We start from the raw sequence: 23,596 nt of genomic DNA, 5'->3' as shown, positions 1-23,596 counted from the left end.
CATGAAGGCTCAATGGCCCTGCTTGAATTCGGGGCATCAGCGTAGGCGTTCCAGTCCCTGGCGCAGGGTAGCGTGAGAGAGCTCACCGAAATGGGTATCCACCAGTTGCCCCTTGGCGTCGAAAAACAGCGTGGTGGGCATGGCCATGGCCCCGATGACATCGCCCAGAGCGGTCCGGGCATCGAGAAGCACGTTGTCCAGTTCCAGAGACTGCTCGTTGAGGAAACGGTTCACCAACGCCACGTTCTCACCCTGGTTGACGAAGGCGAAGGTGATATCGCCGGCCTCGTCCTGGGCCTGTTCGAATACCGGCATCTCGCGGCGGCACGGCGGACACCAGGTCGCCCAGAGATTGACCACCAGAGGCTTGTTCTGACGCTCCGCCAGCTCGGGCAGGTCGGTAGCGTCGCCCGTCAGGGTGGTGAGAGGAGTGTCGGGGATTGGACGGCCCTGCTTCTCGATCAACAGCAGGGGGCCAGCGGTCAGCCCCCAGGCGAGCGTGCCGGCCAGCAGGGCGCCACTCAGCGGGCGCCGCTGGCGGGGCGAACGCCATAGCCGCCAGGCGGCATATGCCACGCCGGCCACGAGACCGCCGAGAGGGTTGAAGCCGCCATCACGGATATCCAGCAGCGAGAGGATGCCGTCATAGCTGCTCCAGTAACGCGTCACGAACACCAGCCGCGCACCGATCAGGGCGATCAACAGCAGGTTGAAGAGGGTGTCCGCCGTGGGGGTGCGGTGGCGGCGACCGATCAGCGCACCGGTCAGCAGGGCGATGCCGAAGGCCAGGATGATCAGCAGCTGGCCGATCGAGAATCCCATGGGACCCACGGCGACGCTCTGGTTCAATGCCTGCATGGGAACAAGGCTCCTTGCCGATTGATTCACTGGCACTCACGCCAGGAGCCGAGAGCCTGACAGACAACCATTAGCGGCGCATTAACTCCATCACCCTGGGGCGTTATGTCGCAAACGCGACCCTATGGCTCGATTTGCCCTATGCTGTGATCTTTGGCTTCCATTATCGTGAGGATCACCCCCATGCTGCAACGTTGTTCCCTGGCCCGGCGTGGTTCGCTGGTGGCGCTGCTTGCCACCTTGATCAGCAGCGCTGCACTGGCCGATACGCTGAGCGTCGAGGATATCCACGTGCGGGCCGTGCCGCCGGTCTCGACGACCACGGCAGCCTTCATGGTGCTTCACAATGACGGTGAAACTGAGCGTTCCCTGATAGGGGCCAGCACCCCGGGCGCCGAGGCGGCGGAGCTGCATAACCATGTCAATGTGGACGGCGTGATGCAGATGCGTCAGGTCGAGTCGATCCCGGTGCCGGCCGGTGAGCGAGTGCATCTGGCGCCGGGCGGCTATCATCTGATGCTGATTGACCTGGCCACGCCGTTGCATGAGGGTGACAAGATAGAGCTGACCCTGGAGTTCGACGGTGGCGACACCCGAACGCTCGACGTACCGGTGCGGCGTATCGAGGCCATGGGGCACTGACCTCCAGGCCATCGCAATGACGCAAATTCAGGCGTGCCGCCAGATCAGCCCCGAACGGTGTAGGCTGTCGGTGATAGCCACGGGGCACTGAGCGGCTGCGCTGTGCGAACGGGGCCTGAGTCGCTACAATGCGACGAGTCCTGTTTTCTTGTTCTGGAACCCTGCCATGCACTGTCCCTTCTGCGGCACCCACGACACCAAGGTCACCGATTCGCGGCTCGTCGCCGAAGGGGGCCAGGTGCGTCGCCGCCGGCAGTGTGTGGCCTGCAGCGAGCGCTTTACCACCTACGAGACCGCCGAACTGATCATGCCGCGGGTGATCAAGGACGACGGCTCCCGCGAGGCCTTCAACGAGGAGAAGCTCCGCGCCGGCATGCTGCGAGCCCTGGAAAAGCGTCCGGTCAGCGCCGAGGCGACCGAGGCGTCGGTGCAGCGCATTCGCCAGACCCTGCGCGCCCGAGGCGAGCGGGAGATTCATGCCCGGGACATCGGCGAAGCGGTCATGGCGGCGCTGCGGGGTCTCGATCAGGTGGCCTATATCCGCTTCGCCTCGGTCTACCGCCGCTTCCAGGATATCGACGAATTCCGTGCCGAGATCGAGCGTCTCGCCGAGGACCCCGACCAGACCTCTTCTCGCTGAATCGGAGCCCATATGGCCCATCTCAAGCCCCCCGAAGCCTGGATGGCCCGTGCCCTCGAGCTGGCTCGGCGCGGCCTCTATACCTCTCATCCCAATCCTCGAGTCGGCTGTGTGCTGGTCAAGGATGGGCGCCTGGTGGGGGAGGGGTATCATGCACGTGCCGGCGAGCCCCATGCCGAGGTACACGCCCTGACGGCCGCCGGTGAGGACGCCCGGGGGTCTACCGCCTATGTGACGCTTGAGCCCTGCTCCCATACCGGCCGTACCGGCCCCTGTTGCATGGCGCTGATCGAGGCCGGGGTGGCCCGGGTGGTGGTGGCCATGGAGGACCCCAACCCTGCGGTGGCCGGGCGTGGCATCGCGCGGTTGCGCGATGCCGGCATCGAGGTGACGGTGGGGGTGCTGGAGAAAGAGGCCCAGGCCCTCAATCCCGGCTTTATCCTGCGCATGGACCACGGCCGCCCCTTCGTGCGCCTGAAGATGGCCATGAGCCTCGATGGTCGTACCGCCATGCCGTCCGGTGAATCGCAGTGGATTACGGGGCCCGAGGCGCGACGCCAGGTTCAGCGCCTGCGTGCGCGCTCGAGCGCCGTGCTCACCGGCGTGGAGTCGGTGATCTTCGACAATTCGCGGCTGACCGTGCGTGCCGACCAGCTCGGCCTCGACGATGCCGCCGCCATCGCCGCCTGTCAGCCGCTGCGCGTCATCGTCGATAGCCGGTTGCGCCTGCCGGAAGCGGCGGCCTGCCTGACCGAGCCGGGGAGAACCCTGGTGGTAACCGTGGAGGGCGTCGAGGAGGAACGCATCGCCCGCCTGTCACGAGCCGGCGCCGAGGTGTTGACGCTGCCCGCCGGCAGCGACGGGCGGGTCGATCTCGAGGCCCTGTTGCGCCACCTGGCCGAGAAAGAGCAGGCCAACGAGGTGCTGCTGGAGACCGGGGCGACCCTGGCCGGGGCCATGCTGGATGCGGGCCTGGTCGACGAGATGCAACTGTTCGTGGCGCCGACCTTGCTCGGCGGCGATGCCCGGCCGCTGTTTCAGCTCGCCGGCATCGAGACCATGGCCCATCAGCGTGGCCTGGATATCCAGGATATCCGCGCCGTGGGGCAGGACTGGCGTATCACCGCCTGCCCGCGGCGGCGTAGTAAGCCGCAGGAATAGCTTCGTCACCCTGCACGAGGGGCGCTGGGGCAAGCAGCACGAGGGGCTCTGGGGGCAAGCCGAAGGAGAGGTCCCAGGTCCACTTTACTGGCGCCCGCTGCCGCGCCAAGGTCCACTTTACTGGTGCCCGCTGCCGCGCCAAGGTCCACTTTACTGGCGCCCGCTGCCGCGCCAAGGTCCACTTTACTGGCGCCCGCTGCCGCGCCAAGGTCCACTTTACTGGTGCCCGCTGCCGCGCCAAGGTCCACTTTACTGGCGCCCGCTGCCGCGCCAAGGTACCCTGACGCCGTTTCGAGGTGAGGTGTGGCCGGTGGGCGACGCGGCTGTCGCCACTAGCCAACATCCGCCGCGTGGAATTTCTGGAGAACTCATGGTGAACGCCACTGCCGGGGGCCTGGCCCCCATCGAAGACCTGGTCGAGGATATCCGCCAGGGCAAGATGGTGATCCTGATGGATGATGAGGATCGTGAAAATGAAGGCGATATCATCATGGCCGGCGAGAAGGTTCATGCCGAGCATATCAACTTCATGGCGCGCCATGCCCGGGGCCTGATCTGCCTGCCCATGACCCGCAGCCGCTGCGAACGGCTCAAGCTGCCCCTGATGGTCAACGACAACGCTTCCGGTTTCGGTACCAAGTTTACCCTCTCGATCGAGGCCACCGAGGGCGTCACCACCGGTATCTCCGCCGCCGACCGTGCGCGTACCGTTCAGGCCGCCGTGGCCCACGATGCCAAGGCCGAGGATATCGTCCAGCCCGGCCATATCTTCCCGCTGATGGCCGAGCCCGGCGGCGTGCTGCGCCGGGCGGGACATACCGAGGCCGCCTGCGACCTGGCCGCCCTGGCCGGACTCGACCCCAGCGGTGTGATCTGCGAGATCATGAACGACGATGGCACCATGGCGCGTCGCCCGGAGCTCGAGCGCTTCGCCGAGCAGCACGGCATCAGGATGGGCACCATCGCCGACCTGATCCACTATCGCATCCACAACGAGCAGACCGTGGATCATGTGGAGGCCACTCAGGTACAGACCGCCTACGGTGAGCTGACGCTTCACGTTTTCCGCGACAGCATCCAGGGCGCTCATCACCTGGCCCTGGTCAAGGGGCGGCCGAACCCCGAGGCGCCGACCACGGTGCGCGTGCACCTGGCCGATACCATGCGTGACCTGCTCTGTCTGCATAAGGGTGAGAGCGGTCACTGGACCTCTCATCGGGCCATCGCCGAGGTGGCGCGCAGCGAGCGCGGCGTCTTCGTGCTGCTCGATCAGGGGCGACCGGCCCAGGATCTACGCGATCAGCTGGATACCTTCCTGGAGCGCCGCCGCGCCCCGCGCACCAGTGACTCCGACGGCGCCGGCAACTACCTGACCATCGGCACCGGCTCCCAGATTCTGCGCCATCTGGGCGTGGGCCAGATGCGTCTGCTCAGTTCGCCCTGGAAGTTCTCGGCGCTATCCGGTTTCGACCTGGAAGTGGTGGAGCGACTTGGCCCCGAAGACGTGTCGGCCAGCAGCGATGATGCCGCCGGCGAGTGAGCCGTCTGCCACTCAGCAAGCTTCATTCCGAACTTTACTTAACACCCGGCGCGGATTACCGCGCCAGTGAGCCTCAGCAGGAACCCGACATGGAACCCATTTCTCAAGTGGAAGGCAGCTTCGTCGACGTCGACGGTCGCTATGTGATCGTGGTGGGACGCTTCAACCATCATGTAGTGGACAGCCTGGTAGAGGGCGCCGTGGATAGCCTGGTACGCCATGGCGTCGATGCCGAGAATATCGACATCGTCCACGTGCCCGGCGCCTGGGAGCTGCCGCTGGCGGTCAAGCAGGTGATCAAGGCGGCACGCCCCGAGGCGGTGATCGCCTTGGGTGCCGTGATTCGGGGTGGCACGCCGCACTTCGAATACGTGGCCGGCAGCTGCAACTCGGCGCTGGGCACCCTGCAGCTGGAGTTCGAGACGCCCATCGCCAACGGTGTGCTGACCGTGAATTCCATCGAGCAGGCCATCGAGCGCTCCGGCACCAAGGCCGGTAACAAGGGCGCCGAGGCGGCCATGGCGGCCATGGAGATGGTCTCGCTGATGCGCCAGCTGGGCGGCGGCGCCGAGGAGGAGGCATGAGCCGCGAGCGCACGCCCTCCAAGGCACAGCAGGGGCGGCGTGCCGCCCGTGAGCTGGCGGTGCAGTGTCTCTATCAATGGCAGATGACCGGCAAGTCGATTAGCGCGGTGGAGATGGAGTTCCGCAGCCAGCTGGCCGATGATGACCTCGAGGATCACGAGAACTGGCATAAGGTCATGGAGATCGCCGATCTGGCGCTGTTCCATGAGCTGGTGCATAACGTGGCCCGTTTCCGTGCCGACCTGGACGCTTCCATCGCCCCTCTGCTCGATCGCACGCTCGACGAACTCGATGCCATCGAGCTGGCCATCCTGCGCCTGGGAACCTATGAACTTTCGCGGCGCCTGGATGTGCCGTATCGCGTGGCGATCAACGAGGGCGTCGAGCTGGCCAAGTCATTCGGTGCGACCGATGGCCACAAGTACGTCAACGGTATTCTCGACAAGCTTGCCGGGCGCCTGCGTGGCGCCGAGGTAGCCGCCCGCCGCCGCTGAAGGGTCACCGGATGCAAAGCGAGTTCGAACTCATCGCACGCTACTTTACTCCCGCCACCCCCGGGCCCGATTCCGGTGTGGTGATGGGGGTAGGCGATGACTGCGCGCTATTGGCTCCGGCCCAGGGGCAGCGGCTCGCGGTAAGCGTCGATACCTCGGTCCTCGGGGTCCACTTTCCGTCGGACGCGCCCGCCGAGGCGGTGGGCCATCGCGCCCTGGCGGTTAGCCTGTCCGACCTGGCCGCCATGGGTGCCAAGGCTCGCTGGTGCTTCATGTCGCTGGCACTGGAGCACAGCGATGATGCCTGGCTGGAAGGCTTCTCGCGCGGCTTTCTGGCGCTCTGCGAGGCCACCGGCACGCATCTTTCCGGCGGTGACATCACCCGTGGCGAGCTCGCCATCGGTGTCACGGTGATGGGCGAGGTGGCCCCCGAGGCGGCTCTCGGCCGAGGCGGCGGCCGCCCCGGCGATCTGTTGGTGGTGACCGGTGCCCTGGGTGGCGGGGCCGGTGGCCTGGCTGCCTGGGAGGGGGGAGAGCGTGATCTCGCTCATCCGCTGCTTTGCCGTTACCTCACTCCCCAGCCGCGGCTGGCCGCCGGCCAGGCCCTGACGGGGCTTGCCACGGCGGCGGTGGACATCTCGGATGGGCTGCTCGCCGATCTGGGCCATATCCTCGAGCACTCCGGAGGCGGTGCCCATCTCGAACTCGAATCACTACCGCTGGCCGACGGGCTGGTCGAAGCCCTGGGAGAAGAGGAGGCTCGCCAGGCGGCGCTGACCGGTGGCGATGACTATGAGCTGCTGTTATGTCTGCCCGCCGGGCATCTGGACGAGGCCCGGCGGCGCCTGGCGGCGTTATCATTGCCGTTGACGGTTGTCGGCCAACTCACGAAGACACCCGGCGTGAGCGGTGTCGAGGCGTCTCGGCATACTGGCTGGCAGCATTTTCGGGCCCTGAACCCGCGAGGCACCTCATGAGTCGAGCCCCTTCCAGCGTCTGGCATCGTCCCTCGCACTTCCTGGCCTTCGGCCTGGGTAGCGGTGCCGTGCCCTGGGCGCCGGGGACCTTTGGTACCCTGGCGGCCATTCCTTTCTACTGGCTGCTTTCCGAGCTACCGCTCTCCTGGTACTGGGGCGTCATCGTTATCGCCTTCATCTGGGGCGTCTGGCTCTGCGAGAAGACCTCACGCGACCTCGGTGTCCACGATCATTCGGGTATCGTCTGGGACGAGTTCGTGGGCTACTGGATCACCATGGCGGCCGTGCCTTTCTCATGGGAATCGGCGTTCTGGGGGTTCGTCCTGTTCCGGGTGTTCGATGTCATCAAGCCGTTCCCCATTCGCTGGGCCGACCGCCGTGTCGCCGGTGGCTTCGGTATCATGATCGACGATGTACTCGCCGGCATCTTCGCCTGGAGCCTGATGCACCTGTGGTTCTGGTTACACTAGATGACAGGCCGCGACGCCAGTACCTGGCGGCTGCCTGGGCGCGACAGGGAAGGGGGTCACCATGCGCAAGGAACGACTGATCGTACCCGTGGTGGTAGGGCTGGCGTTGGTCTGGGGCGTGGCCCAATACACCGCTTCGTGGCTCTTCGAGCGCGAACTGGTGCGTACCCTGCGGGATCTGGAGGCGCGTGGTGAGCTGGTTGTCGAACGTACCGCCATCGAGCGCGGCTGGCTCTCCTCGTCGGGACGAATAGTGATTGCTCCGCTGCTGGGCAACGACTGGCAGCTTGCCTTGACCTACAACGCGCGTCACGGGGTGCTCAGCACGCGGCTGGAGGGGGACATTCAGCCGGCCCTGGGGCCGGCACGCGAGCTACTGTTCGGCGATGCCTTGCCGTCCTCGGCGCCGCGCTGGCATGCCCGCTATAAGACCCTGGGCGGTTCGCTCGAGGGCAGCATCGGGCTTGCGCCCTTTCTGATTCGTCAGGGGGATCGTGAGCTCGATTTCCAGGGGGGCCAGGTAAGCTTCGGCGGTGAATATGGCGACTGGTGGCTGCGCGCCAGGCTCAAGCCCTGGCGCCTCACCGATGGAGTCGCCAGCCTCGAGGCGGGTCCGACCAGCCTCGAGAGTCGCTATGCGTATACGGCCGGTGCCTACCACTTTACTCAGCATGACCTGCTTCACCTGGAGTCGCTGTCCTGGCGCCAGCCGGATCTCGAACTCGACGGCAGCGAACTGGTCTACCGTAGTCGCATGCAGCTCGACGACAGCGAGTTGTGCCTCGAGGGTGAGCTCGACATCGGGCAGCTGATGACGGCCGATCAGGTCCTGCTGACGGGGCGCGTCGAGGCACAGCTCTCGCGGCTGCATGCCGGGGCCCTGCGGAGTCTGTTCAGCCGCTTGCGCGATGAGGTGCTTCACGGTCGCCACCAGACGCCGCGGGAGTTGCTTCGCAAGCTGGATGCCGAGTTCAAGGCGGTGCTTCAGGATTCACCGCGCCTGGATATTACCGAAGTGGATCTCGACAGCCCCATGCTCGGCGTTTCGGCTCAAGGGGAGGGGGCGCTGATTCTTGATCCGCGCCATCTCGATGAGCTCAGCTTCCCGCGTCTCGATGAGGCCGCCGAGCAGGCCCGCTGGCGACGTCGCCTCGACGGTGACTTCATCTGGCGCGAGGTGCCTACCGTGGTGTCCCTGTGGCTCGGGTTACCGTTAGGCACCGACGACCTGGTGGTGGATGTCATCCGTGGCAAGGTCCGCGTCAATGGCCGACCGTTGCCGCCGCTGTGGAGATAGCCGGACTTGAAGTTATCGCTCGTCGCCCGCATTCCACATTGCATTGGCATCAGCCCAACTGCTTGGACACGGAGACACCATGAGCGACGAACAGGACCGCCCGAGTGCGGATGAGCCGGAATGGATTCATGATGAGCAGGACGCGGACTCTGCCTCCGACGCGGCGTCCGAGGGCGGCAATCGCTCCGTCGTGCCGGCCCGGGAGGCGCTGCCCGAGCGTATCTATCTGCTGCCCATCCATAACCGCCCCTTCTTCCCTGCCCAGGTGCAGCCGCTGGTCATCAATCGTGAGCGTTGGGACGATACGATCGAGCGCGTCGCCAAGACATCTCACCAGACCGTGGGCCTGGCCTTTGTCGGCGAGGCTGCCCCGGGAGACATGGCGGATGACGACTTTCCCGAGTTCGGTACCGCCGTGCAGATGCACAAGCTGCAGGGCGAGGATGATCAGCTGCAGTTCATCGCCCAGGGCCTGCAGCGTTTTCGGATCCAGCGCTGGATCTCCCGGGAGCCGCCCTATCTGGTAGAGGTCAGCTATCCGCGCGAGCCGGTGGATGCCGAGGCCGACGAGACGCGTGCCTATGCCATGTCGTTGATCAACGGCATCAAGGAGCTGCTGCCGATCAACCCGCTCTATGGCGAGGAACTCAAGCACTATCTCAACCGCTTCAGCCCCCATGAGCCGGGGCCGTTGACCGACTTTGCCGCCGCCATCACCTCGGCAAAGGGGCACGAACTGCAGGATGTGCTGGCCACGCTGCCCGTGCTCGCCCGCATGCAGAAGGTGTTGCCGCTGCTGCGCAAGGAGATCGAGGTCGCCCAGCTGCAGAGCGAGATCAGCGACCAGGTCAACGCCCAGATGCAGGACCGCCAGCGGGAGTTCTTCCTGCGCGAGCAGCTCAAGGTGATCCAGCGGGAGCTGGGCATCTCCAAGGACGACCGTGAGAGCGACGTCGACACCTTTCGCGACCGCCTCGAGAGCCTGGTGGTGCCGCCCAAGGTGTTGACCCGCATCGAGGAAGAGCTCGACAAGCTCTCCATGCTGGAGACCGGGTCGCCGGAGTATGGCACCACGCGCAACTATCTCGACTGGCTGACCAGCATGCCCTGGGGGGTGCACAGCCAGGACCAGCTCGACCTGGCTCACGCCCGGGGGGTGCTCGACCGCGATCACGACGGCTTGGCGGACGTCAAGGAACGCATCGTCGAGTTCCTGGCCGAGGGTACCTTCAAGGGTGACGTGGGAGGCTCGATCGTGATGCTGGTGGGGCCGCCCGGGGTCGGCAAGACCTCCGTGGGGCGCTCCATCGCCGAGGCGCTGGGCCGCGAGTTCTACCGCTTCTCGGTGGGTGGCATGCGCGATGAGGCGGAGATCAAGGGCCACCGGCGTACCTATATCGGGGCCATGCCCGGCAAGATTGCCCAGGCCCTCAAGGAGGTCGAGGTCGAGAACCCGGTGATCATGCTCGACGAGATCGACAAAATGGGGCAGTCCTTCCAGGGGGATCCCGCCTCGGCGCTGCTCGAGGTACTCGATCCGGAGCAGAACGTCGACTTCCTCGACCACTACCTGGATGTGCGCCTGGACCTCTCCAAGGTGCTCTTCGTCTGCACCGCCAACACCCTGGACTCGATTCCGCCGGCGCTGATCGACCGCATGGAACAGATTCGTCTCTCCGGCTATATCGCCGAGGAGAAGATGGCGATCGCCAGGAATCATCTATGGCCCAAGTTGCTCAAGCGCGACAACATTCCCAAGAAGCGTATCAACCTGACCGCCGCGGCACTGCGTCAGGTCATCGAGGGCTATGCCCGCGAGGCCGGGGTGCGCCAGCTCGAGAAGCAGCTGCATCGCATCGTGCGCAAGGCGGCGGTCAAGCTGCTGGAGAATGACCAGCAGTCGGTCAAGGTCTCGGTGAAGAACCTCGAGGAGTACCTGGGGGCACCGCTGTTCCGCAAGGAACAGGTGCTCAGCGGCGAGGGCGTGGTCACCGGCCTGGCCTGGACCTCCATGGGAGGGGCGACGCTGCCCATCGAGGCGGGCAAGGTTCACTCCCTGGACCGTGGCTTCAAGCTGACCGGCAAGCTCGGGGACGTGATGCAGGAGTCGGCCAATATTGCCTACAGCTATGTGCTGGGCCATCTGGCCGATTTCGGGGCCGATGCCGACTTCTTCGACTCGGCCTTCGTCCACCTGCATGTGCCGGAGGGCGCCACCCCCAAGGATGGCCCCTCCGCGGGGGTGACCATGACCACCGCGCTGCTGTCGCTGGCCAAGCACCAGGCCATCGACCGCAACCTGGCGATGACCGGCGAGCTGACCCTGACCGGGCATGTGCTGCCGGTGGGCGGCATCCGCGAGAAGGTGATTGCCGCCAGGCGCAGCGACATCTTCGAGGTGATCCTGCCCGACGCCAACCGCCGCGACTATGACGAGCTGCCCGACCACCTCAAGGACGGCGTCACCGTGCATTTCGCCAAGCGCTACGAAGACGTGGCCAAGATAGTCTTCGGCTGAGTATCCTTGGGGTCTGACCCCACCCCTTGGGGTCAGACCCCCATACCAGGCAAGCAGGCATTTGATGAACTATTCAGCAGTGTTGGGGGCCGTGGCGTTAAGCCTGGCGGCGGGGACGGCCACGGCGGGCGAACGCTCGCTGACCGTCTATACCTACGATTCCTTCGTGTCGGAGTGGGGGCCGGGGCCCGCCATCGAGGAGGCCTTCGAGGCGCGCTGCGCCGGCTGCGACCTGCGCTTCGTGGCGCTGGATGGCGGCGTCGATATCCTGCAGCGCCTGCGCCTGGAAGGGCAGGACAGCGGCGCCGACCTGGTGCTCGGCCTGGACATGAACCTGATGGCCGAGGCCCGCGGGCTCGATCTGCTGGCCCCCCATGGCGCCGATACGAGTGCGCTCGACCTGCCCATCGAGTGGGACGACGAGACCTTTCTCCCCTATGACTGGGGGCACTTTGCCTTCGTCTACGATACCGAGCAGATCGCGGAGCCGCCGGCGAGCCTTGCCGAGCTGCTCGAGGCCCCGGAGGACCTCAAGGTCATCCTCCAGGACCCACGCACCAGCGTCACCGGTCAGGGGTTGCTGCTGTGGATCAAGCATGTCTATGGCGATGACGCCCCCGAGGCCTGGGCGAGGCTCAACGAGCGGGTGCTGACGGTGACCAATGGCTGGAGCCAGGCCTACTTCTCGCTGTTCATGAACGGCGAGGCGCCCATGGTGCTCTCCTATGCGACCTCGCCGGCCTACCATATGGCGGTGGAGGAGAGCGACCGCTACCAGGCCGCCGAATTCGCCGAGGGCCACTATCTGCAGGTGGAGACCGCGGCGATGTTGCGTTCGAGCGATGAGCCCGAGCTGGCTCGGGACTTCCTGGCCTTTATGCTGACGCCGGACTTCCAGCGCCATATTCCGCTGGGCAATGTGATGAACCCGGCCATCGACCTGGGCGCTGAACTGCCGACGGTGTTCGAGCGGCTGATCGACCCCGATAGCCTTACCTTTACCCCCGAGGCGGTGCACGCTAATCGTCGTGCCTGGATTCGTGAGTGGCTGAACGCCGCGGCGCGCTGAACATGCCACGCTGGAAACGCCTTTCGCCCTGGCCGCCGGGGCTGGGCTTCGTTGCCCTGGCGCTGGTGGCGGGGCTGGGCCTCGGTAGCCTGGGGGCGCTGTTATGGCAGGCTCGCGAGGTGCATCCGGCCATGCTGTGGCAGGAGCCGTGGCTCGCCGCCATACTGCGCTTTACCCTGTGGCAGGCCACGCTCTCCACGCTGCTCAGCGTGGGGCTCGCCGTTCCCGTGGCGCTGGCCCTGGCGCGGCGTCCCGCCTTTCCCGGACGCGGCCTGCTGCTGCGAGCCATGGAGCTCTCGCTGGTCCTGCCGACGCTGATCGGGCTGTTCGGCCTGGTGGCGGTGCATGGCCGGCGCGGTTGGGCGTCGCCGCTCTGGGAGTGGCTATTTGGCCTCGAGGCGGGCTATCTCTATGGCCTCTCGGGCATCGTGCTGGCCCATGTGCTCTATAACCTGCCGCTTTCCGCGCGACTGATGCTCCAGGCACTGGAAACGGCGCCGGCGGCCCAGTGGCGGCTGGCCGCTCAGCTGGGGCTCTCGCGAGTCGCGATCTGGCGCACCCTGGAGTGGCCACGACTCGCCTCGCTGCTGCCGCGGCTGGCGGCGCTGGTCTTCACCCTCTGCTTTACCAGTTTCGCCATCGTCATGACCCTGGGGGGTGGGCCGCAAAGCTCCACCCTGGAGGTGGCGATCTATCAGTCGCTCAAGTTCGATCACGACCTGGCCCTGGCGGCCTTACTGGCGCTGACGCAGCTGACGATTTGCCTGGGCCTGTGGCTGCTGGCGCTTTCCCGGGGCGGTGCGCCCTCGCTGATGGTGGGCAGTGTGCGCCTGCCGGCCCTGGGACGCTGGCGCCGCCGCGATGCATCGGGTGCCTCGCGCTGGGTCGATGCGATTTGGCTGCTGGCCCTGGTGGCGCTGTTGGTGCCGCCGCTGTCGGCCATCGTGATTGCCGGCCTGGGAGGGCTGCCCGAGTTACCCCAGGCATCGAGCCTGTGGCCGGCGGCGGCACGGAGCCTGGTCATGGCGCTGGGAGCCGGGCTTGGGGCCCTCGCCCTGGCGCTGGCACTGCTGGCCGGCAGCCGCTGGCTGCAGCGTAGCGGACATGCTGTTTTGGGCCTGGCGATGGAGGGGGGCGGTCAGCTGATCCTGGTGGTGCCGGCGCTGGTGCTGGGGACCGGGCTCTTCCTGCTGTTGCGCCCCGCCCTGGGCAGCGGCTGGGAGGGTTATGCCCTGGTGGTGTTGGTCAACGCCTTGATGGCGCTGCCCTTCGCCATGCAGGTACTGCGTGGGGCGCTGCCGGGGCTGCCGGTGCCGGAACTACGCCTGGCGGACCAGCTCGGGGTGCGTGGTTCGGCGCGCCTGCGGTGGCTGACCTGGCCGCGGCTACGCCGCCCGCTGGCTCTCGCCCTGGCCTACGCGATGACCCTGTCGCTGGGCGATTTCAGTGTGATCGCGTTGTTTGGCAGCCCTTCGGCGCCGACCCTGCCGATGCTGCTCTATCAGCAGCTGGGCGGCTACCGCTGGCAGGGGGCCGCCGCCACGGCGCTATTGCTGCTGGCAGGAGTGGCCCTTATCTTCGCGGTGTTGGGGGGGCTAACTCGCCGCCCGCCGCGCCCGCGCTGGAGACCCTGAAATGCTCGATTGCCGCGACCTGACCTTCCACTATGACCGCGTCGACCCCGGCGAGACGCCGGCCTTCTCCTTCACGTTTCGGCTGGACCCGGGGGAGTGCCTGGCGGTGGAGGGTCCCTCAGGATGTGGCAAGAGCACATTGCTGGGGCTGCTGGCCGGTTTCCTCGAACCGGAAGGGGGGCGCCTGGCCTGGCAGGGAGAGAGTCTGCTGGAGTGCCCGCCCTGGGAGCGGGGCATGACCACCGTCTTCCAGGAGCACAATCTCTTCGACCATCTCCCGGTGTGGGCCAACCTGGGAATGGGGTTGGCCCCGAACCTGAAGCTGAGCGGCGACCAGCGCCGGCGCATCACCGCAGGGCTCGCCGAGGTGGGCCTGGCCGGCCTCGAAGCGCGCCTGCCCAGTGAGCTTTCCGGTGGCCAGCGTCAGCGGGTAGCGCTGCTGCGCGCCTTGCTGCGTGGCTCGCCGGTCCTGCTGCTCGACGAGCCCTTTACCGGCCTGGACGAAGGCACACGGGAAGGCCTGTGGACGCTGGTGAACCGTCAGCAGGCGGCTGGAGCCGCGGTGGTCCTGGTCAGCCACGATCGCGATGATATCGAAGCCCTGGCCGACAGGCGCTGCCGGCTTGAGGCGGGGCGGCTGGTCGATGTTCCGGTGCTGGTCTAGACCATGACGGTGGTAACGCCATTCATCACCAGGGTGTCGCTGAGCAACGCTCTTACGCGACCATCGTGGAAGTGCGGCCCTGAGTCACTAGCCTGATGGTCCGTCACGTGACAGAATCGTAGGTAGAACAGGGCAGTAACATTCCCATTACATGCTCGCACAGGGGCCTATGCGATGAGGTTGCTGCGAGCAGACCTTGCCAATATGGATGCCAGGGGCTGAGCAATAAGGGTATGGATAAATTAAGAGGTAAAAAAGTACTGGTAGTTGATGACATAGAGGCGGAGCGCCAGCTGATTTCGACGTTTCTGCGTCATCTGGGATGTCGAATCTATCATGCTCATGATGGCCTTGATGGTCTTCATAAAGCAAGAATGATCATTCCTGATGCAATATTGATGGACTTTGAGATGCCAAACTGCAACGGTTTGGATTCCTGTAAGTTGCTCTCTCGGGATAGCAAGACTAAAGCCATTCCCATCTTGTTTCTTTCGGGTTATTCTTCGCCGAGCGAAAAAGTGAAGGGGCTAATGGCCGGTGCTGTTGACTACATCGCAAAGCCCTTCAATTTCGATGAAGTCAAGATGCGTCTTTCTATACATTTAAAATATAGTGGGACAAAGCCATCCTGCGAAGAGGGTCGCCTTGAAGAAGGCGAGTCAGAGCAAGGTTTTTCTCATAGCCAGCTTGATGAAATACTTTTTTACAGTGCCCAGATAGAGCTCTTGAAATCGCTCGATAAGGCACCTGGGCTCGATGAGCTTGCTCGACTGGTTGGGACTAACGCCAAGCAGTTAAATATTTCATTCAAAGCATTCGTTGGGTTGACTGTTTATGAGTACCTGCGGGAAGAAAGAATGAAAGAGGCGAGAAAGCTACTGGTTTCGACTGGCATGCCAGTTACTGATGTGGCCCAGGCAGTCGGGTTCAGCACGGTAGGAACTTTTTCTACAGCATTCAAGGAGCGCTTTGAGACTCCGCCATCCAGATTTAGAAAGCTGGAAAGGCTAAACTAAAGTGCGCAAATTTTATGTTGTCGCTACTGTTTTCTCAAGATTGTGTTTTTTGATCTTTTTTGTTCTTTTTATTTTGGTCGCAGGGGCAGTAAAAGCAGAGCCCCTTGAGAAAATGGTGGGGGTCGATAATGTTGATGCAGTTATCGATATGTCTGCTGTTTTTTCAGACGATAATGTTGCTCTAGGTATGCTGGGTTTCAACTCTGAAGGGGAGAGTGGTCTATCTCTTGGTCAGGCGCTGAGAAGCGATGGCTGGAAGAAGGTCGGTCAGCGTGAAGATATTCTGGAAAGGCCGCGACAATACTCCACGCTATGGCTTAAGGCGGAGCTTGAAAATTCTAGCGACAAGTACATTAAACGTTGGTTTGAACTGTCTCCCTGGCGGCTTGATAAGGTTGATGCCTGGCTTCTGGACCCTGAAAGTGGTGAGGTAAAGAGAAAGATGGAAACAGGGTTGCAGGTGCCCTTGGAAGATCGGGAGGTTAAAAGAAACCGGCTGATTCTGCCTGTGGAAGTACAGCCTGATGAAAGCCTGCTGATGGTGATGCGAGTTTACTCGGATACCCGTCCGTACTTGAATATCACCAGCTGGGACCCTGTCGAGTTTTCGGTGGAAGAAGTAGAGAGTCGTCAGTTTCACTCTCTTTTGCTTGTTTCGATACTCACGCTTTTTGCTGTTCTTTTGCTGAAGTTTGATATTCGCTATGCTCTTCTTGGGTTTTGGTTATTAGTGGCTTTTGTTTTTGAATCGGAAAAAGAAGGATATGTTAGTCAGGTTTTATTGAGCTGGCTTTCTGACTACTCGCTTAATGTTCGTGCATTTTTATGGATTTTTACGGAGTCGCTTTTTCTGATTTCATCTGTCTTCTTGTTGAGGCTTAAGGATCTTTGTTTTAGGGTTTCGGTTTTTTCTATTGTAGTTGCCTTGTTTTTTGGTGTCATGACGTTTTTACTTGATGGCATCATTATGCGCAATATGGGAATATTTATTGAGTTTTCTTTTTCCATCGCCTGGTTATTCATGATTCCTGCCGCGCTTCGAGTAGATCGCCATTGGCATTATACTCTTCTGGGAGTTCTTTCTCTTTGGTGGCTGACGTCAAATTTCTTTTTCGTTGGTTATGTAACTAATTTTTGCTATACGGGAGCTTTTGAAGAATACAGGATTTATTCTGCTGTACTTATGATTCTTTGTCTTCTGGTTTTTTATTCTCAGCAAAAGCGCTCTCAGGAAAAAAATCTTGAGAAGAAGCTACGAAGAGCCGAGCGGGAAAAGCGTGAAGATCTGGAGAAGCTGGTGGGGCAGCGAACGTATGAGCTAAGTGTGGCCCTCGATGACGCCAAGAATGCGAATGAGGAGAAAAATCTTTTTCTTGGACGTGTGTCACATGACTTGAAGTCTCCGCTTACATCAATCAGTGGCTATGCGCAGTTGCTTAGTGCAGAGGATGGTCAGGTCGGGATGTTTGGTCGAATCATCTATTCAAGCTCAGGGCACATGAGTAACTTGATCAACCGATTGATTGGCTATTCAAGAGGCGTTGCCTCTCATGAGTGGAGAGATGCCAATGTGCATCTTGAAGAGCTTTTTTATTTTATCTCTCAGGAGGCGGATGTCCTCGTCAGGAAAAATGATAACCATTTTTCCATGAATGTTTCAGTGAATGAGTTTCCGGTTGTTATCTGCGATGAGATTTCTCTTCGCCAGGTTGCCATCAATCTGATAGATAATTCAGCAAAGCACACTTTCTCGGGTGAGGTTTACTTAAGTGTCAGCTGTTGTGAATTGAGTGATGGCAGTGGTCGTGTCGGTCTTGAAATGACGGTCAAGGATACTGGCCGAGGAATATCTAAAGAGCTACAGGAGCGTGTCTTCCAGCCTTTTTCCCGTGATTCGCAGCAGGGTTCGGGGGTTGGGCTCGGGCTTGCTATTGTAAAAGATCTGGTAGCAACGATGGGGGGAAGCATTACTCTTAATAGCGAACAGGGAGTGGGCACTGAGGTCAGCATATTGATTCCCGTTGAAATCGGTGACGAGGCGGGCTTGATTAAAGCTAGTGCCGCCACGCCTGACTGCCTGATGCCAAAGTATCATGTCGATAACTTGAGCGCATGGATAGTGGAGGACTCCAGGCCGATTCTCGATCTTTTGTGTCGAGGCATGGATGCGATGGGCTTTGTCGTTAAAGGTTTTCAAGATGGTCATGAGGCAATATCGGCTCTCAATGATTCACTCGAATCACCAGATATCATCGTGACGGACTATCGGCTCCAGGGTGTTTCTGGTGATGATGTTCTACGGGCTGCCAGGACACGAGATGCCACGGTGCCCGTGATGCTGGTTTCTGCTACCTGGAGCGTGCTTCAAAGCAGAAGACACCAGGATTCCCTCCTGGAATATTCTTCATACCTGTCAAAACCCATCGACTTCCTCGAGTTTCGTCGGGAAGTGGCGCGTCTCTGTGGCCTCGAGGCGGCCGCCGGCCAGAGCGTTTCGGGGGGCGAGGCCAGTGAGGCAACGAACGAGCCCCCTGACTTGAAAGAGCTGGAAACGTTTCTGGAGCTTGGCGCGGTCAGCGACATCATGGACTGGTGTGACGCCCTGGCTTCTGCCGACCCGGGTCAAAAGGAACTTGCCGACCGGCTCCGTAGTCAAGCAGAACGAGGGAACTTTTCCGATATAAGGAAAGCAATTAGTGCTTTAGTATAGTGCTCCAGCCCCTACCCCTGGCGGGTTTCGGCGCTCCATCCGCCTGACCTGCCATTTTTTATCTCCTGAATTCATGCGTCTACGAAAGTTTCTTCCCTTTAGGCAAACTTTCTCCCCTCTGGAAAAAGCAGTCGTTCGTTTTAAATTTTAGTCTCCCTGACAGCGTAGCGCTGTATCCGTCTGTCGCTCCTTTCAGAGCGCGAGACCGGCGAGAAATACTCAAAAAATAGAGAGCCCAGGCTGTTGGCGGTCTGTCCGGTCAGGACTACCGCTTACGGCCCCTAGGCGCATTATCTACTCGATAAAGAGAATGAGTATCTCCGTACAAGGCAGGGCTGCTTGAGACAACCAGAACGACACTTCGCAGGTGGACATGAACAAGGTCTTTAGAATTATCTGGAACAGCACCCTTGGACGTCTGGTGGTTGCCTCCGAGGCAGCCCAATCCAAGGGTAAGTCTAGCGGACAGCGGCTCCAGGTGGCGCCGACGGCCGCCGTAAAGGCTTCGCCTGCGGGTGTGCTTTGCCCCCTTGTCGTCGCGATAGGGTTGGCGGCCGGTGCGGTGATCACGCCGGCCATGCTGGCTTCCGCCGATAGCGAGGTGAAGGCAGGCAAGAATATAAACGTCTCTGAGGGTACCGGGGGTACCGGTCAAGCGGTCTATACTGTTGCTACCAAGGATGATGTTTTATTTAACGACCTCGAGGTAACCAATACAGCCCTCCTTGGTGCGCTACAGGTGACGGGTCAGGCGACATTGAACGGTGGCCTGGACATGAGTAGCAAGCAGATAACGGGCTTGGCTGCTGGCTCGGCACCCAATGATGCAGTTAACAAGAGCCAATTGGATAGCGTCCAGACTACGGCAAACCAGGGCTGGAATGTCAAGGCCAACAGTGGCAATGAGAAGAAGATCGGGCCGGGCGAGACGCTCACCTTTGCAGACGGTGACAGCAATATCCAGATTTCCCGTGACGGCAACACCATTAAAGTTGCTACCTCACCGAATCCGGAGTTCACCACGGTAACGACCACCGGTGACGCAACGGTTGGTGGTAATTTAAATGCCGATGGCGGCCTGATCGTGGCTGGCAACCAGTCGGTGGATATGGGCGGCAACAAGGTCACCAATGTTGCTGACGGCACCGGTGATTCTGATGCAGTTAACAAGAGCCAGCTGGACGACGTCCAGGCCACGGCCAGCCAGGGCTGGAAAGTTCAGGCGAACGGAGGCGACAAAGAAACGATTGCTCCTGGTGATACCGTCGTCTTCACTAGCGGCAATAACATCGAGATTAGCCGCAACGGTAAGGCGATTTCCATAGCCACATCGGCGAATCCGGAGTTCACCACGGTAAAGACCACGGGTGACTTAACCGTTGGTGGCGAGCTGAAAGCCAACGGCGGCCTGAGCGTGGCTAACGGCCAGACGGTCGATATGGGCGGCAACGCGGTCACCAATGTTGCCGATGGTAATGTTGTAGAAAACGGTAATGAAGCCGTCGCCACCGGCCAGCTGTGGGATTTGACCGAAGGCGGCGATGGCATCAAGTATTTCCACGCCAACTCTACCAAGAATGACTCCCAAGCCAACGGCACTGACTCGGTCGCCATCGGGCCGACGTCAATTGCCGACGGCAACAACAGCTTTGCTGCCGGGCTTGGTGCCATGACTAGTGGTACGGCAGACAATGGCATTGCCTTGGGTAACCAGGCCAGCGCCGGGGCGGGTAACAGCCTGGCAATGGGGTACCAAGCTAATGCGGCCTTGGAATCTGGAACGGCCATAGGCAATCAAGCGCAGGCGAGGGCTGAAAACTCGATTGCCGTCGGCAAACAAACCCTGGCTCTGGGAGAAAACGCCATCTCGATTGGCGCGAACGGTGATCCTATCACGGCGTTGGATTTGGTCGATGATGACACCAATCTGACATCGATCAACGGCGTTCCAGTGACGGCAACCGGCGTACCGCTCAGCCCCGACGGAACCTATAGCCCTGCTGGTTCAAACCAGATCACTGAAATCGCCGGGGTGCCGGTTGATGAAGCCGGCGTAAATCAGTTCATTGCTGCATTGAAGGCCGGCACCAACCTTGCTTCGGGTGATAACAGTCTATCGCTGGGTGTGGGTACCGTAGCAGCCGGCGACTCCAGCGTTGCCCTTGGCGACAGAACCACTGCGGCAGATGATGCAGTCGGTATCGGCCACAAAGCGACGGCCGCCGGCAGCGCCGTCGGCATTGGCCCCGGCGCCACGGCGGCCGGGTCAAACAGCTTCGCCGGCGGCAATAATGCCAAGGTGATCGGTGCCGGCAGCAACGGAGTAGCCATCGGTAACAACAGCCAGGCGGGGCACGACTCCATTCCAGATCCGACAACGCCCGGCCAGACCCTTGACCCCAGCGGCAAGAGTGCAGTGGCCATCGGCAACGGCGCTCAGGCGCAGATGGACCATGATGTGGCCATGGGCGATGGTGCTGGTGCAGGCTCTTATGGGCTTCCCTCCGCCGATATCAGCAACGTCTACATCGGGCGCAATGCCGGCTCAGGCGTGTTTGCCGGTGGTCGTAATGTGGCCATCGGTGCCAACGCCGGCAAGGACCGTGCCGATGACAGTGACGAAAACGTCGCCATCGGCAACCAGGCCGGCCTCGAGCGGGGCGGCAACTACAATATTGCTCTCGGCCAGCAGGCAGGCGGCAGTAGTGCTAAAAATGGCAGTTCACTTTCGACCGATGACACCGTTTCCATAGGCAGAAAAGCCAATGCGTCCGATAGCGGTGCCCTGGCTTTGGGTGCCAATGCAGTGGCATCCGGGGAAAATAGTCTGGCATTGGGGCAAGAGACCTCGACCAACAGTTCGGGCTTCATTGCCCTGGGAAGTGGTTCAGTTGCTGATAAAACTGTTAACGCACCTTCAGCCGGTGCCTATCTGACCAGTGAAACGGCGAGCTCGATTCTTTCCATTGGCAGCGGAGGCCCCACTGGCACGACTCGCCGGATTGTCAATGTCGCAGGCGGTGAGCTAGACACGGATGCGGCCAACGTCGGTCAGCTGAAGCAACTGGGCGATGAGGTGCAGGGCGTTTTCGGTGATGACGTCACCGTGAACTCCGATGGGAGCCTGTCATTCAGCCGGGATGGCAAGAACACGCTATCCGCTTACCTGAATGAAAATGGTGCACCTGGCGGCGGTAGTGGCGGGACTAGCGGCTCCAATGCCGTCGTGTATGACGGTAGCAGTCAAGACGACATTACCCTGGCCGATACGCAAATCCACAAGGTCGCTGATGGCACTAGCCCTACTGATGCCGTCAATGTCAGGCAGCTCGAGGAAGCCGGGCCGCATTTTGTCAGCGTCAATACGTCAAAGGACGATACCAACTATGACAATACCGGCGCCAGCGGTGTCGATGCTATTGCCATCGGCCCGACGGACGGGGCGAGTGGTGATTCGAGCCTGACGATTGGCCGAGATGCCAAGGCAGAAGAGCAATATAGCTTAGCGATTGGCGAACGATCCAATAGCAAGGGCCAGAGTGCGGCTGCCATTGGTGTAGGCTCGCGTGCTGACGCTGATCAGTCTATTGCCATTGGTGAAGCCTCAAGGGTCGAGAACCAGGCGGGTAAGACCGCTGCAAATAGCGGTATCGCCGTTGGCTACAAGGCCCGGGTAACCTTAGAGCACGGCTCCGCTATTGGGGAGTCTGCGCTAAGCGAAGCAGCGCAGGGCCAAGCGTTTGGCTATAAAGCCAAAGTGCATCCAGATGCCGAAAATGCCAACGCCATTGGCAACGTTGCCGTCGTTAAAGAAAATGCCGCAAGTGCCAATGCCTTTGGGGACCAAGCGGAAGTAAGTGCGGGCGCAACCAGTTCCACTGCCATCGGCACCGAGTCGAATACCAGCGCGACCAACGCCTATGCTCTGGGTACCCAGGCCCGGTCCAGCGGCAATAGCGCCTACGCCCAGGGTAACGAGGCACGTGCATCCGCAACCAATGCGTTCGCGTTAGGCAGCAAGAAGGATGCGGACAGGACAGAAGCCTCTGCCAAACATGCCTATGCCGTCGGCAGCGGCGCGCAATCCAAGGCAAGCAGAGCCTATGCCATTGGCGCCGATGCCAGGGCGAACCAGGCGACATCCGTAAGCGGCAAGGACGCTTTCGCTATCGGCACGAAGGCGACCGTCAATGAAGACAGCGCTTATGCCGTGGGTAACAAGGCCCGCTCCACCGCCGAAAGCGGCTACGCCATCGGCGATACGGCGCGTTCCGAAAAGGCAGATTCGTTTGCCGTTGGTTCGAATGCCAGCACCGATGGCCTTAATGCCTACGCGCTGGGCAATATGGCGAAGGCAAACGGTGAAAACGCCATAGCATTTGGTAAGGGCGCTATAACTGATACGACCGCTAAGAACGCTATCGCATTTGGCACCGGAAGTAAGGCTAGCGGCGAGAACTCGCTGAGTTTTGGTACCGGCAGCATCGTCACCGGCGACAACTCCGGCGCATTCGGCGACCCTAATGAGGTTAACGCGACCGGCGCTTACGCCTTCGGCAACGACAACACCATCGATATCGACGCGGACAATAGCTTCGTACTGGGCAACGATGTCACGCTCGACCAGGTTAACAGTGTGGTTCTCGGCAATGATTCCGATACGCACGAAGTCAACATCGGCACTGCCGCCACGGAATCGACCCTGAATGACGAGACCCGTGATTATGCAGGCCTGGCCTCGGAGAGCAACGGCTTCGTCAGCGTCGGCAGTAAAGAGGGCGAGCGCCAGATTCATAACGTGGCCGCAGGCCAGGTCAGCGAGACCAGCACCGACGCCATCAACGGCAGTCAGCTCCATGCTACTAATCAGGCTGTGCAGCAGCCTATCACCTTTGAAGGTGACAATGGCTCAGGTAAGGCCGTCGAGCGCACTCTGAACACCACGCTGAACGTCCAGGGCGGTGCAAGTGGCACCCCCCTATCTGCCAGCGTAGTTGTCACCCAAACGGATTGAGAGGTGATCAACGTGCGTTATCCCACAGAGCGTAAGGAAGCCATCCTCAAGAAGATGGCACCGCCCATGAGCATGACCATCCCGGAATTAGCCGAGCAGGAAGGCATCACCGCGACAACCCTCTACAATTGGCGGAAACAGGCCAGAGCACGAGGACAGGTTTTGCCATCACGTTCTACCCAGCCAGATCAGTGGACCAGCCAGGAGAAGTTCCAGATCGTCCTGGAGACAGCTCCGATGAACGAGGCTGAAGTCAGCGCCTACTGCCGCGAGCGCGGGCTCTACCCCGAGCAGGTGGAGGCCTGGCG

18 protein-coding genes are annotated in these 23,596 nt (G+C 61.5%); 17 read left to right on the top strand and 1 reads right to left on the bottom strand.

Features of this window, described 5'->3' with window-relative positions:
* Positions 1-36: 36 nt before the first annotated feature.
* On the bottom strand, positions 37-858 hold the full coding sequence (locus Q358_RS0112055; protein WP_027962240.1) for a TlpA disulfide reductase family protein: 822 nt from the start codon (positions 856-858) through the stop codon (positions 37-39).
* 183 nt (positions 859-1,041) lie between these two features.
* Here Q358_RS0112055 and Q358_RS0112050 point away from each other — a divergent pair, with 183 nt between their 5' ends.
* The 17 genes from Q358_RS0112050 to Q358_RS0111970 form a co-directional block, all read left to right on the top strand.
* Positions 1,042-1,500, top strand: a complete 459-nt coding sequence (locus Q358_RS0112050) for a copper chaperone PCu(A)C (RefSeq protein ID WP_043488251.1) — start codon at positions 1,042-1,044, stop codon at positions 1,498-1,500.
* A 166-nt stretch (positions 1,501-1,666) separates the two neighbouring features.
* On the top strand, positions 1,667-2,140 hold the full coding sequence (gene nrdR / locus Q358_RS0112045) for a transcriptional regulator NrdR (protein ID WP_027962238.1): 474 nt from the start codon (positions 1,667-1,669) through the stop codon (positions 2,138-2,140).
* 12 nt (positions 2,141-2,152) lie between these two features.
* Positions 2,153-3,301 carry a bifunctional diaminohydroxyphosphoribosylaminopyrimidine deaminase/5-amino-6-(5-phosphoribosylamino)uracil reductase RibD gene (ribD, locus tag Q358_RS0112040; RefSeq protein ID WP_027962237.1) on the top strand — a complete coding sequence of 383 codons (1,149 nt, stop codon included), beginning with the start codon at positions 2,153-2,155 and terminating at the stop codon, positions 3,299-3,301.
* Between the two features lie 370 nt (positions 3,302-3,671).
* On the top strand, positions 3,672-4,841 hold the full coding sequence (gene ribBA / locus Q358_RS0112035; RefSeq protein ID WP_027962236.1) for a bifunctional 3,4-dihydroxy-2-butanone-4-phosphate synthase/GTP cyclohydrolase II: 1,170 nt from the start codon (positions 3,672-3,674) through the stop codon (positions 4,839-4,841).
* Between the two features lie 89 nt (positions 4,842-4,930).
* Positions 4,931-5,425 carry a 6,7-dimethyl-8-ribityllumazine synthase gene (ribH, locus tag Q358_RS0112030; protein ID WP_027962235.1) on the top strand — a complete coding sequence of 165 codons (495 nt, stop codon included), beginning with the start codon at positions 4,931-4,933 and terminating at the stop codon, positions 5,423-5,425.
* Positions 5,422-5,919 (top strand): transcription antitermination factor NusB, encoded by a 498-nt coding sequence (nusB, locus tag Q358_RS0112025; protein ID WP_027962234.1) that lies wholly within the window; start codon positions 5,422-5,424, stop codon positions 5,917-5,919. The genes ribH and nusB overlap by 4 nt, the downstream gene beginning before the upstream one ends.
* Positions 5,920-5,930: 11 nt before the next feature.
* The gene (gene thiL, locus Q358_RS0112020) at positions 5,931-6,896 is read left to right on the top strand and encodes a thiamine-phosphate kinase (protein WP_027962233.1); all 966 of its coding nucleotides are present in this window, start codon (positions 5,931-5,933) and stop codon (positions 6,894-6,896) included.
* Positions 6,893-7,366 carry a phosphatidylglycerophosphatase A family protein gene (locus Q358_RS0112015; protein ID WP_027962232.1) on the top strand — a complete coding sequence of 158 codons (474 nt, stop codon included), beginning with the start codon at positions 6,893-6,895 and terminating at the stop codon, positions 7,364-7,366. Before thiL ends, Q358_RS0112015 begins: the two co-directional genes overlap by 4 nt.
* A 61-nt stretch (positions 7,367-7,427) precedes the next feature.
* The gene (locus tag Q358_RS0112010; protein ID WP_027962231.1) at positions 7,428-8,663 is read left to right on the top strand and encodes a DUF945 family protein; all 1,236 of its coding nucleotides are present in this window, start codon (positions 7,428-7,430) and stop codon (positions 8,661-8,663) included.
* Between the two features lie 79 nt (positions 8,664-8,742).
* Positions 8,743-11,181 carry an endopeptidase La gene (lon, locus tag Q358_RS0112005; protein ID WP_027962230.1) on the top strand — a complete coding sequence of 813 codons (2,439 nt, stop codon included), beginning with the start codon at positions 8,743-8,745 and terminating at the stop codon, positions 11,179-11,181.
* A gap of 64 nt (positions 11,182-11,245) precedes the next feature.
* Positions 11,246-12,250, top strand: coding sequence for a thiamine ABC transporter substrate binding subunit (gene thiB / locus Q358_RS0112000; protein ID WP_027962229.1), 1,005 nt, complete (start codon positions 11,246-11,248; stop codon positions 12,248-12,250).
* On the top strand, positions 12,226-13,884 hold the full coding sequence (thiP, locus tag Q358_RS17380) for a thiamine/thiamine pyrophosphate ABC transporter permease (RefSeq protein ID WP_156940912.1): 1,659 nt from the start codon (positions 12,226-12,228) through the stop codon (positions 13,882-13,884). The genes thiB and thiP overlap by 25 nt, the downstream gene beginning before the upstream one ends.
* A 1-nt stretch (position 13,885) precedes the next feature.
* Positions 13,886-14,548 carry a thiamine ABC transporter ATP-binding protein gene (locus tag Q358_RS17375; protein ID WP_043488248.1) on the top strand — a complete coding sequence of 221 codons (663 nt, stop codon included), beginning with the start codon at positions 13,886-13,888 and terminating at the stop codon, positions 14,546-14,548.
* A gap of 233 nt (positions 14,549-14,781) precedes the next feature.
* A complete protein-coding gene (locus tag Q358_RS0111985; RefSeq protein WP_043488246.1) occupies positions 14,782-15,564 on the top strand; it encodes a response regulator transcription factor in 783 nt (260 codons plus the stop codon).
* Between the two features lies 1 nt (position 15,565).
* Positions 15,566-18,274: an ATP-binding protein gene (locus Q358_RS0111980; RefSeq protein WP_156940911.1), complete on the top strand. Its 2,709-nt coding sequence runs from the start codon at positions 15,566-15,568 to the stop codon at positions 18,272-18,274.
* A gap of 373 nt (positions 18,275-18,647) precedes the next feature.
* On the top strand, positions 18,648-23,288 hold the full coding sequence (locus tag Q358_RS0111975; RefSeq protein ID WP_027962226.1) for an ESPR-type extended signal peptide-containing protein: 4,641 nt from the start codon (positions 18,648-18,650) through the stop codon (positions 23,286-23,288).
* A 3-nt stretch (positions 23,289-23,291) separates the two neighbouring features.
* On the top strand, positions 23,292-23,596 hold a 305-nt coding region (locus Q358_RS0111970; RefSeq protein WP_156940908.1), incomplete at its 3' end, for a transposase.

The sequence above is a fragment of the Halomonas halodenitrificans DSM 735 genome, assembly GCF_000620045.1.
In the GTDB taxonomy this organism is placed as follows: Bacteria; Pseudomonadota; Gammaproteobacteria; order Pseudomonadales; family Halomonadaceae; genus Halomonas; species Halomonas halodenitrificans.
This window is presented reverse-complemented; position numbering and strand designations above follow the sequence as displayed.